Source organism: Streptococcus sp. HMSC065H07 (assembly GCF_001837325.1).
In the GTDB taxonomy this organism is placed as follows: Bacteria; Bacillota; Bacilli; order Lactobacillales; family Streptococcaceae; genus Streptococcus; species Streptococcus salivarius_H.
The window spans coordinates 125,907-135,867 of the sequence record NZ_KV832029.1; the positions used below are offsets into that span (position 1 = coordinate 125,907).

A 9,961-nucleotide genomic window follows, 5' to 3' on the forward strand; every position below is an offset into this window, starting at 1 on the left:
ACCAGTCGTTAGGCTAAGCAAGTTGCCATTCACTTAGCGCTAACAACCACTAATCCTTGCTATTATAACACAGAATGAAGCAACAATCAGACTCCTCCCTTATCCCTTTCTAGCCCTCTGTCCTATGGGCCGGACATAAGCTTAAGCTCAACAGCAAAGAGCACTACTTTATGGATCTGTAACGAAAAAAAAGCCAAATCCTTTGATTTAGCTCCATATATTTATTTAAAAATCAATTCCTGTTTGAAGAGGTAATCACCACTGCTTGTAATCAGATTGGCATCACTATACTTCCTAAGAATATCCTTGGCTGAGTGAAGGTTAAGACCAGAGGTCTTCTTCTGATTTTCTTCCTGCATAATGGCATCAAGATCAACTTTTTCTTCTTGCGTCCTATTTTCCATGACGAAATGGTAGCTCCCATCCTTATCATGGCGATGGAAACTAAAATTGATTTGACTGGCAGGCACCTGCTCACTCTCATCAATCGCATTACTAAAGAAAATGGACACCAGCAAGGTCAAGTCAACCACGTTCATGGTAAAGCCTGAAATTTCCTCAGGAATATCACAAGTCACTGGAATATTACTACGTTTAGCCTCCATCATACGAGCCGAAAGAAGACTACGTAAGGGCAGGGATTGAATATTTTCTAGCTTAGGATTATCAATGACACGGAAACGTTCAAACTCCTTGGCGCTCTCCCTAAGAACATTCTGATACACCTGTTCAGCAAGAGCCTCTTCCTGGTCACGCACCTCCTCTGAAAATTGTTCCACAACCGTCTGATAAGACTGTCTGTATTGTAACAATTCATTGTAGAGAAGATCAATCTTTTGGTTGGCCTTGGTCAAACTATTCAAATGCCGTTTTTCCTCCATGGCCAAACTTTCTTCCAAATACTGCCTAGATAGTTGATTAAGATGAGCAATTAGGAAAATAAAGGCTACTGCAGATAAGAGAACCCATAACATACGAAATCTCAATTCCAAATCTGGAGAATAACCAGGTAACCAGTCATCTAAATTCACACTGAGAAAGATTCCCAATAAATAAATGGCCATTGCTAGAGCAACTCTTCTAGAAATCTGGAGATTATGAAAAGAGTCATCACTATAGACCTTCCAACGCTTCAAATCCAAGCCCAAGAAACGGTCAAAAACAAAATAAAGTGGCAAAATCAAACCGTAAGATAAGAGATAGAAAAGAGCATTCGACCCTACCTCAGCGACAGGGAGATTCAAGAGAAGGGGAATAAAGAAGAGTCCCAATAAACGATAAAGCAAATCTGATGTCACCACTGGAAACAAGGTATGAAAAGCATACTGCGTTACCGTCCAAGTCTTTCCTTTAGCCAGAATAGCCAAAACCATCAGAATAAAGACATCAGCAATCATGTTCATACTCTTAATATTATACTGAAGGACCACATCTAGCAGGGCTAAGGTCAGAAACACCGTCCAGGAGATACGAATGTCTGTCATTCGTTTGAAAATAGCACAGTTTATCGTCAGCGTTATAATAATCTGAATGGCTAGAAAGGCATCTGTATTATAGAGATTTAAAAAATTTATTCCCAAAAACGATTCAAACATCGAATCTCCTTTCTATATATTTTTTTACAAGTCTTTAGTATTCAAATTGCTGTCTATAGATGAACTTATCATTCTTAAAGCTAAGTTTAGACTGAGGGTAACGCTCCATAATATCTTCGAGCTGCTCATTGATTGATAAGTGACTCTCATACGCCTCGTGGGGCGCCTCGGCACTGTCTTGCGAAAGGGTTGTCTCTACAGAGAGGACCTGGACCTCACCTCTTTGGTAATAAGACATACGAACTAAACTATTTTCTTGACCATGAGCTCTCAACAAGGCATTATCCAAGAAGGTCGTTAGAACAGCTGATAAATCCACCACATCGATATGAACTGGGGATATAGGGTCTGGAACCTCCATGATAAAATCAACGCCAACAGCATGAAATTCCATATACTTACTCTCAATGACGGAACGTAACAATTGAGAAAGCAGGTTGGAAATATCTGGCATAACCTTGCTGAAGGGAACTTCCTCCTCAGATAAGTTCTGAGTGTCTCCCTCTTGACTAGTAGCCAGAACGGTCTTAACCTTCTTAGGTACGACTACCTTAGGCACTCCATCACGGTATAACTCCTGATAAAGATGGAGAATATGCCTACTAGATTCCTGTAAGCTCTGGAAATGACGCTCCTGCTCCTCCTTCAATTCTAGAAAGAGTTCATCCTTTATCCACTGGTTGGCATAGGAAACAACGATAAAGAAGGCTCCTGTTGCTAATAGAACGATCAACTTGGCATAATTGTTAACCACTTCCACAGGCCAGATGCTAGCAAAGTAAGGCATGAAATCATTTAGAAGCCCGTATGAAAGAAAGGCAAAGCTAACCCCAATAACAATAGGGGTGAAGTGTATACGTAAGCGCTCCTTTTCCTCGACCTGCAAATATTCATAACCAATAAAACGGTGAACCAAAAGATAAAGAGGATAAGTAACTACCACACATATAAACTCTGTTAAAGATTCTGGAATGCGGCTCATCAAATCGTCTCCCAAAAGTAAAGGAAAGACGATTAACGACAAGCCTCGTATAATGATATTGGTTGTCCCCCAGGCATAAAAACTATTAAATACCGGTTCTATCCATGGCAAGTCTGGACGTTTGTAATAACTAAAACAAAATAAAATGAGAGGATTAAGTAAAAATTTGAATCCCATAGGAAGAAGGGGAGTCAAAACAACTGATAAAAGGCCACCTAATAAAAGTAGCCACCAAGAAATCTTGACCCTACCAGCTGCATGAAACATCAGATAATTGACAAAGAAAATCAAGAGCGTGTCTATAGATACTAGCCAATGAAAATCTTTAAAAACAGCAAGTAGCGATTCAATAATAGAAGTCATTCTTTTCCCCCTCTCCCATTAATCTGATTTAAGAAACTTCCTCAAAAATCCCCTAGGAAGCCCTTTTTACAACACTACTCATTATATAGCTTTTTGTAAGTTTTCACAATAATTAATTTTCTATTAAGGTCTACAATACCTCTAAGAATCCATTTATTTATAGAAGATAGACTTACTATTAAATTAAAGTTACAAATGTAACATAAAAAGTTGAGACAATTTTATCTCAACTTTTAGATTATAAAACTACTTTTTTGAGACTTACTTTTAAGCCTAAAGTCTAGTCAGCCTTGTAGTAGAATTGTTTGGCGTCAGATTGTGGTGATGCTGACTGGGTAATCAAAATACGGTCTTTAGTATTATCCGAACCGTCCACAAATCCCTGTACTGTCGGAAGCGTTACTCCCTTAGGAATAAAGACAATCGCTGCTCCGGAAATACCCATCCTTAAACTTGATGTGAGATAGCCATTCTCAAGTTTTCCATTTGTATTTTCAACAACATAATTCTCAGGAGCTGTTAAATTGTCCTTAGAAAAATTCAGACTTAAGCCATTCCCATTCTTCCAAGTCCCTTCTAGGCTTTGGAAGTTATTATCCTTGATAGCATTAACATCCATACCTGTTTGTTCGGTCTTGGTTTCCGTTTTTGATTCTGTTTTAGCCTCTGATGAGCTTGATGTTGACTCTGATGATTGTGAAGAACTTGAAGATTCTGAGCTTTCAGACGTACCAGCACTAGAGTAATGCTTGAGCAGCTCTTGGTAAGCCTCTTGCATGTCATCTGGTGCTACCTTATAGGTCTGAACAGCCTTCTTATCATAATTGCCCTTCCAGTAGTTAGTCACATAATAAACAGTACCATTAGATCCGAGAACAATTTGGTAAGAATCCTTATCTTGGTCAACCAAATCCTTATAGAGCTTGTTGTAGCCATTATAATTGCCACCAGTTTTATCATCAGCTGAGAAGTCCTTAAAGAGGGCTTTTTGTTCAGCGGCATCGTCTTCATACATAGCATGTTTCTTATCCTTCAAGGTATAAAGACGGAAAGATGATGTTGGGCTATAGTCGGCGGTCTTACCACTATTTTCATTAATTCCTAGAGCAAAGGAATCAACCGTGTTTTTATAGTCCTTGAAATCATAGTTTGAGACTTCCTTACCATTGATGATACCACTCGGAACACCAGTAATATGTTCATAGCCATCCGCATTGATGAGATTAGCAAGGATGGTAATCGTTTGGCTGCTATCTTTTTCCTTAGGTGCCTTAAATGAAAGGAAGGTTGGACTACCATCATTGACCTTAGTGATACTGTCAAAGCTACTTTGAACTAAAACAGCATCCTTGGCATAATCAGACTGATAGAGCCATTTCCCAAAAGCTTCCGTGATAGACTTAATGTCCTCAGTCGAATAGTCTGCAATATAAGTGGTTTCCTTATCACCATTGACATCGGTCTTAGTCTTGATATCTGCATTTGGCTTATTTGGATCGTTAGAAGACGACTCTGAGCTTGCGTCGCTACCAGAGGATGAACTACTTGATTCCAAAATATCCTTAATAATGCTTTTAACTTGGCTACTTGAAGAACTAGACGAAGCCTCGCTAGACTCAACGACTTCAGAACCTCCCTCAACCTGAGTATAGGTGTTTGAGTCAGTCATTTCAACCTTTGCATCTCCTCCAGGCACCATACTTGGTGTGATACGGATAGTACCGTCTGAGTTGCCGTTAGTTCCAGCCAACTTAAAGCTCAAAGAACGGTCTTCGCCGGCTTGGGCATTAGCCTGATAAGTATCACCTGTCTCCGTATTTTTGACTTCGTATTTGTCTCCCTTGATTTTACGAACTTCAAAACGCACCTTGTTCCCAGTATTCTTATCGACAACGGTTGTGGCATAAACTCTTGAAGACGATGTGAAAGCCGTGCTCTGAGTGTATTTTCCAAGTACCATGAAGACCAAAAAGACAAGCAAGGCCAAACCGATAAACTTTTTATGTTTAAACTGTTTCATGAGGTCCTCCTAGATAAATAGATAGCCAACAACATAGCCAAAGAGGGCGATACAAATCAAGAGCAAAATTTCCAAAACTAAAAACCAGCTAAACTTGAGATCTCCCAAACCAACCTTAGACAAGACTTGTCTGAATTTAGAATTTTTCTGTCTGCTCAAACCACTAGAAAGAGCAAAACCAGTCTTAGCAGCTTCGGCAACTTCCTTATCACTTGGCTTGCGACCATACTGCACTTGGAAGTCAATCAGCCATTCATCATATTGTTGCATTTATTTCTCCTTCTTCTGAAGTGTGACGAAAAAGAGTAGGGCATAAACTAGGCAATGAAGTACCAAAGCCCACCATTGGCCCCAGAATTCACCTGTAGACCCTTGAAAGGCCTCCAACTGGCTCTTAGGAACAGGGACCCTGTACTTAGCCAAGCTAGATGGCAAGTCTGACAAGTCACTAGAAATCCCAAAAAGCTTGTGCCCATAACCTAGATAGATAAATTTTTGTACCCAATCAATGGCTTTTGGCAAAGATAGGATAGTTCCTGACAATGAAAATTGCATGATCCCCACAACAACTGCTAGGATAACAGAGGTAATCTCAGATTTGCCAACCAAGGCTGAGATAAAAAGGGCAATGAAATGCGAAGCCAAGAAAACCAGAAGCACTGTAATCCCAACTTCCCAACGGTAGGAACCAAAAATATGACCAGCGTCTGGAAATTCTTTGTCAAAGAACTTACTAAAAACAGAGTAAGATAGGATAAAGACAATAGTTTCCAAAACGGCAAAGAAGGCGTGAATCCCCATACTAGCCAAGGCAAAGGCCGAACGACTCAAACCTGAGAAAAAGTCACGGTTGAGGACTGAGCGTTCCTTAGAAATATAAATACTGTTTTGAACCACAATCAAGAGACTGGTTGAGAAAAGCAAGAGAAAGAGGGTCATTCGAGTTGTTTCGAAATCTTTCAAAAATCCCTTGTCTTGAATATAGAGGATTAAGCCTTCGAAAGCGACAATGCCCAGAAGAACCTTAACAAAATCCATGTAGTGGTGTTTAAATTTATACCAACTTAATCGTAATGCTGCGTTCATAAGTCTCCCTAAATCTTGTAAATACGTGTTGAAGCATTGAGCTCTTGGTAGACATCTGCGATATTCATATCCATATATTTACGAATCATATAAGGATCGCTAGTCTTGTATTCCAAAAGCAACTCTTCATAGGTCCCTGCAAATGTCGGACGTCCCTTGGACAAGAAGATAATCTTGTCAAAAATAGCCAAATTTTCTGTGTTGTGGGTAATAACCACAATAGACTTGTTAGCTGATTTAGCCAAAATTTTCAAGGTACGTAAGAGATTACGGTCACTAAGAGCATCCAAGCCTGAAGACGGCTCATCAAGGATAAAGTAGGGACTAGGGCTAAGAAGCTCGATACCAATGGAGACACGGCGTTTTTGCCCACCAGAAAGCTCTGAAATCTTCTTGTTTGCAAATTCCGTCAGCCCTAAATCATCCATAATCCCTGCAATGCGATGCTTTTTAGTCAGCTTACCACTTCCTTTCAGATGATGGTCCGCATAAAAATCAAAGGTCTCAGATACCTTGAGGTACTCACGAAGAAGATTTTGTTGGGGCACATAGGACCAAGAGCGTGAACCAGCAGTCACAGGTTTGCCATTTTCTAAAATACGAAATTGTTGGCAGGTTGGTTTAAGCTGGCCAAGGAGAATCTCTGTTAAGGTTGTTTTCCCTGAACCAGAAGCACCCAAGATACCGACAACTTGGCCAGTCTCCATAGTAACATCCAAATCTGTAAAGAGCTGGTTATCATTTCCCTTATATTTGAAACAGATATGTTCAAATGTTAATTGATTGGTTTCCATTAATATCTCCTAAGACATAAGTAACATCAAAGCCACAATTAGAATGGCTCCGATAATAAGAACGATGACATTGATATTGAAGAAGAGAATCAAGCTTAGTAGAATCACAAAGGCGAAGGCCGCAAAGAGATAACTTTTAAGATATGACTCTTTAGTTTGAGTCACCGCAACAGGTTCAAAAGGGATTTCCTTTTTACCTGATACATTGCTAGTATCAGCGGCCGTCCCCTTCTCAACTTCCCAAGCCTTTCTCTGAGCCTGTCTAAGTTTTCGGTCATATTGTAACTTCTCATGGTCTGAGAAAAAGATTGAGCGAATCGTGTAGAGCTCACTGCGCAAACGCTCGCCTTCTTTATCCAAGGTACCGTTAGTCCAAAGTTCCTCCAGTTCCTCACGTAAAAAGGAAAGTGCCACGAAACAATCTTGAGCCGACATCTCTGGAGAGATACGGTTACTGACCTCTCTTAAATAAGATACTTCCTGTCCTGTCTCTGTATCAATTGCTTTGTAGTAGTCTATCATGAGATGAATTTAGCAAAAATAGCTTGAAGTTCTGACAAGTCTTCCTTAACCACTTCTTGGGTTTGGTTGACTTGTGCGTTGACTGAAAAGCGTGCCACAACAGTATTGCTTCGAGGATCAGACACTGTTACGGTAACAATTTGTTCTGAATCGAAGGCATAGGTGACTTGTGCCAAAAGCTCGCCTTTCTGACGAGGTTGTGGCACTTGTCCTTCCACTTGTCCCAAAATCTTCACAGCAAATGGATTTTCATAATTTCCTTCTGTGATACGAAGCTTGAACTTACTCTGTCCATCCACGACCGCAAAGAGGTCCTTGGTCACTGCCAAAGGCAAGACCGAGTTACGTGGAACCACGACACTATTATAGTAGTCACCCACAAAGCTGTAGTTCTTGTTTGGATTTTTCTTGAAGAGCAGACCTATTCCCTGAGAGGTCACATCCTTGACAACTACTCTGTCTGTCTCAGTTGTCTTACCATCCTGGTGCTCAGAGAAGCTAACCTCGTTATTGACGATAAGGTCCGCCAAAATAGATGCCCCCTGTGCCACGATAGTGTCTGGATTAAGGTCAAACTTAGGTTCCAAACCACTCATCAAACGAATCATTTGACGAATCATTGGCATACGTGTTGAACCACCCACAAGCAGGATATGGTCAATCTCTTCCCATTTCAAGCCAGACGCTTGAAGGGTAGATTGTACCTTGATTTCAGTATCTTTGAGGAGGTCCAAGGTAATTTCATTGAAAATTGCTTGAGTAATCAAGACACCGTAACCTTGACCATTGACATAATGCTCATAGAGAGCTTGGTCATTCACAGATAGACTAGTCTTAATTTGCTCAGCCTTATATTGAAGTTGAATTTTTTCCTTCTCGGAAAGGTTAGTCATATTGACCCCTTGTTTTTCCAACTCCTGCATGATGTAGCCCACAAGACGCTTATCAAAGTCAATCCCACCAAGGCGTGAATTCCCGTCAGTCGCTAAAATATCATAGGCATGATCAGCCACGCGCATGATGGTAACATCAAAAGTTCCTCCACCAAGGTCAAAGACCAAGACATTTCCTTGGGCACTTTTAGTGTGGGCATAGGCAATGGCCGCAGCTGTAGGCTCATTGATAATACGCAAGACGTTAAATCCTGCGATACGACCAGCATTCTTCGTTGCCGCACGTTGATCTGACGTAAAGTAGGCAGGCACGGTGATGACAGCATCCTTGATACCGTCTGCTTGTCCCATCTCCTGACCAACGACATAGGCGCGTTTACGGAATTCGTTCAAAACCAAGGCCGAAAGAATAATAGAATTGACACGTGTGTGGTCTGGTGTATCACTAGCAATCGGACGCCCGATGTCACGTTTGAAGTCAAATTTAAAATTTTCTGTACTTCCGATTTCTGTCCCACGCTCGATGGCTTCTTTACCAAAAGATACATGGTTTTGGCCACTAATATTTGAGAAGTAAACCGCTGAACGTAAGACCTGATCGTCATTCGTCCCCATCGGAATAATCTCTGGCACATCTTCACGAACAACAGCCATAACGGAATTCGTTGTCCCTAAATCAATACCAATCGCTTTTTTTCTCATAACAATTTCCCTTCTAGCCTCATTCCTCATTTTGAGTTTTCTTGACTATAGCTCCAAGCAGGCATCCGCTTAGATTGTCTCTATTCATCGCTGTCACATAAAACTCCAAAAGAGTAAAGTTATTCCAGTCTAGTTTTTTTCACTATACTATATTATCACAAATAAAGAGACTATAAAATAGGAAAAAAGGGAGTAGGACCGAACAACTTTTTAAAAATTGTTCCTTGTCCCACTCCCTTGAGTCTCAATCAATCTGATAGACTGGATGAACTTAGAAATACAGGAGTATTATCCACTTAAAGTGTCATGCTTTATAGCAACTAAGATACTCCTACTTTCTAAAAAAAGCTGAGAGTCTTATCTCAGCTTTCTTTGTTATAGTCAAAGCGAATGACTTGCTTCTTTGCATCTACATGGGCGTGGACTCCAAAGGGAACAATCGCTCTTGGAGTTGCGTGTCCGACATTCAGATTATAGACAATTGGGATATTGCTATCAATGATATCCAATAGTGCCTCTTTATAGTCGTCATAGAAGGTTTCATCCATAGGTTTCCCGACCAAGAGTCCACTGACGACCTCAAATATCCCAGTTTCTTTTAAAGTTTGCAACATTTTTTTGAAATCATCAGGTTCAGGCTTTTCTTCACTTGTTTCTAGCAATAGAATCTTTCCTTCCCAGTCGGATAAGTCAGGGAAAAGTTTGTATTTTTGGCAGAGGTCTGTGCTATCTGCGTGTAGAGAGTTGTCAAAAATATCGTAGAGGGATTCGAGGCAACCGCCGAGGATTTCCCCCTCGAACTTAGCATTGCCTTGTAACAAGTCAAAACCTGTATTTGCATGGCTGACACGAGGAGTTCCCAAGGCTTTGGGACTGAAGTCAGTTCTTTCCTCATACCAAACGTCACTAGGGCGAATTTCCGAGATTCTTCCCGTCTCAATCAATTCCTTGAAGTAGTGGAGGCTATATGGCAACATTTCTTTGTCTAACTCACAAATGTCTGC

General features: G+C 40.6%; 8 protein-coding genes and 1 pseudogene. All 9 read right to left on the reverse strand.

The window, feature by feature from the left end; translation table 11 throughout:
- Positions 1-221: 221 nt before the first annotated feature.
- Positions 222-1,595 carry a GHKL domain-containing protein gene (locus HMPREF2637_RS04415; RefSeq protein WP_070839219.1) on the reverse strand — a complete coding sequence of 458 codons (1,374 nt, stop codon included), beginning with the start codon at positions 1,593-1,595 and terminating at the stop codon, positions 222-224.
- A 34-nt stretch (positions 1,596-1,629) separates the two neighbouring features.
- Positions 1,630-2,940, reverse strand: a complete 1,311-nt coding sequence (locus HMPREF2637_RS04420) for an ATP-binding protein (RefSeq protein ID WP_070839221.1) — start codon at positions 2,938-2,940, stop codon at positions 1,630-1,632.
- Between the two features lie 280 nt (positions 2,941-3,220).
- Positions 3,221-4,960: a DUF6287 domain-containing protein gene (locus tag HMPREF2637_RS04425; RefSeq protein WP_070839228.1), complete on the reverse strand. Its 1,740-nt coding sequence runs from the start codon at positions 4,958-4,960 to the stop codon at positions 3,221-3,223.
- A 9-nt stretch (positions 4,961-4,969) separates the two neighbouring features.
- Positions 4,970-5,230, reverse strand: coding sequence for a hypothetical protein (locus HMPREF2637_RS04430; protein ID WP_002891774.1), 261 nt, complete (start codon positions 5,228-5,230; stop codon positions 4,970-4,972).
- Positions 5,231-6,046: an ABC transporter permease gene (locus tag HMPREF2637_RS04435; RefSeq protein WP_002891777.1), complete on the reverse strand. Its 816-nt coding sequence runs from the start codon at positions 6,044-6,046 to the stop codon at positions 5,231-5,233.
- Positions 6,047-6,054: 8 nt separating this feature from the next.
- Positions 6,055-6,840, reverse strand: coding sequence for an ATP-binding cassette domain-containing protein (locus tag HMPREF2637_RS04440; protein WP_002891779.1), 786 nt, complete (start codon positions 6,838-6,840; stop codon positions 6,055-6,057).
- A gap of 9 nt (positions 6,841-6,849) precedes the next feature.
- Positions 6,850-7,362 (reverse strand): hypothetical protein, encoded by a 513-nt coding sequence (locus HMPREF2637_RS04445; protein WP_070839230.1) that lies wholly within the window; start codon positions 7,360-7,362, stop codon positions 6,850-6,852.
- Positions 7,359-8,957: an Hsp70 family protein gene (locus HMPREF2637_RS04450; RefSeq protein WP_037598455.1), complete on the reverse strand. Its 1,599-nt coding sequence runs from the start codon at positions 8,955-8,957 to the stop codon at positions 7,359-7,361. The genes HMPREF2637_RS04445 and HMPREF2637_RS04450 overlap by 4 nt, the downstream gene beginning before the upstream one ends.
- A gap of 362 nt (positions 8,958-9,319) precedes the next feature.
- Positions 9,320-9,961: pseudogene (locus HMPREF2637_RS04455) on the reverse strand (LD-carboxypeptidase); the annotation flags it as partial.

Coding starts and splice junctions, on each gene's coding strand:
- HMPREF2637_RS04425 (WP_070839228.1), bottom strand. CDS start 4,960: ATGAAACAGTTTAAACATAAAAAGTTTATCGGTTTGGCCTTGCTTGTC.
- HMPREF2637_RS04430 (WP_002891774.1), bottom strand. CDS start 5,230: ATGCAACAATATGATGAATGGCTGATTGACTTCCAAGTGCAGTATGGT.
- HMPREF2637_RS04420 (WP_070839221.1), bottom strand. CDS start 2,940: ATGACTTCTATTATTGAATCGCTACTTGCTGTTTTTAAAGATTTTCAT.
- HMPREF2637_RS04445 (WP_070839230.1), bottom strand. CDS start 7,362: ATGATAGACTACTACAAAGCAATTGATACAGAGACAGGACAGGAAGTA.
- HMPREF2637_RS04450 (WP_037598455.1), bottom strand. CDS start 8,957: ATGAGAAAAAAAGCGATTGGTATTGATTTAGGGACAACGAATTCCGTT.
- HMPREF2637_RS04415 (WP_070839219.1), bottom strand. CDS start 1,595: ATGTTTGAATCGTTTTTGGGAATAAATTTTTTAAATCTCTATAATACA.
- HMPREF2637_RS04440 (WP_002891779.1), bottom strand. CDS start 6,840: ATGGAAACCAATCAATTAACATTTGAACATATCTGTTTCAAATATAAG.
- HMPREF2637_RS04435 (WP_002891777.1), bottom strand. CDS start 6,046: ATGAACGCAGCATTACGATTAAGTTGGTATAAATTTAAACACCACTAC.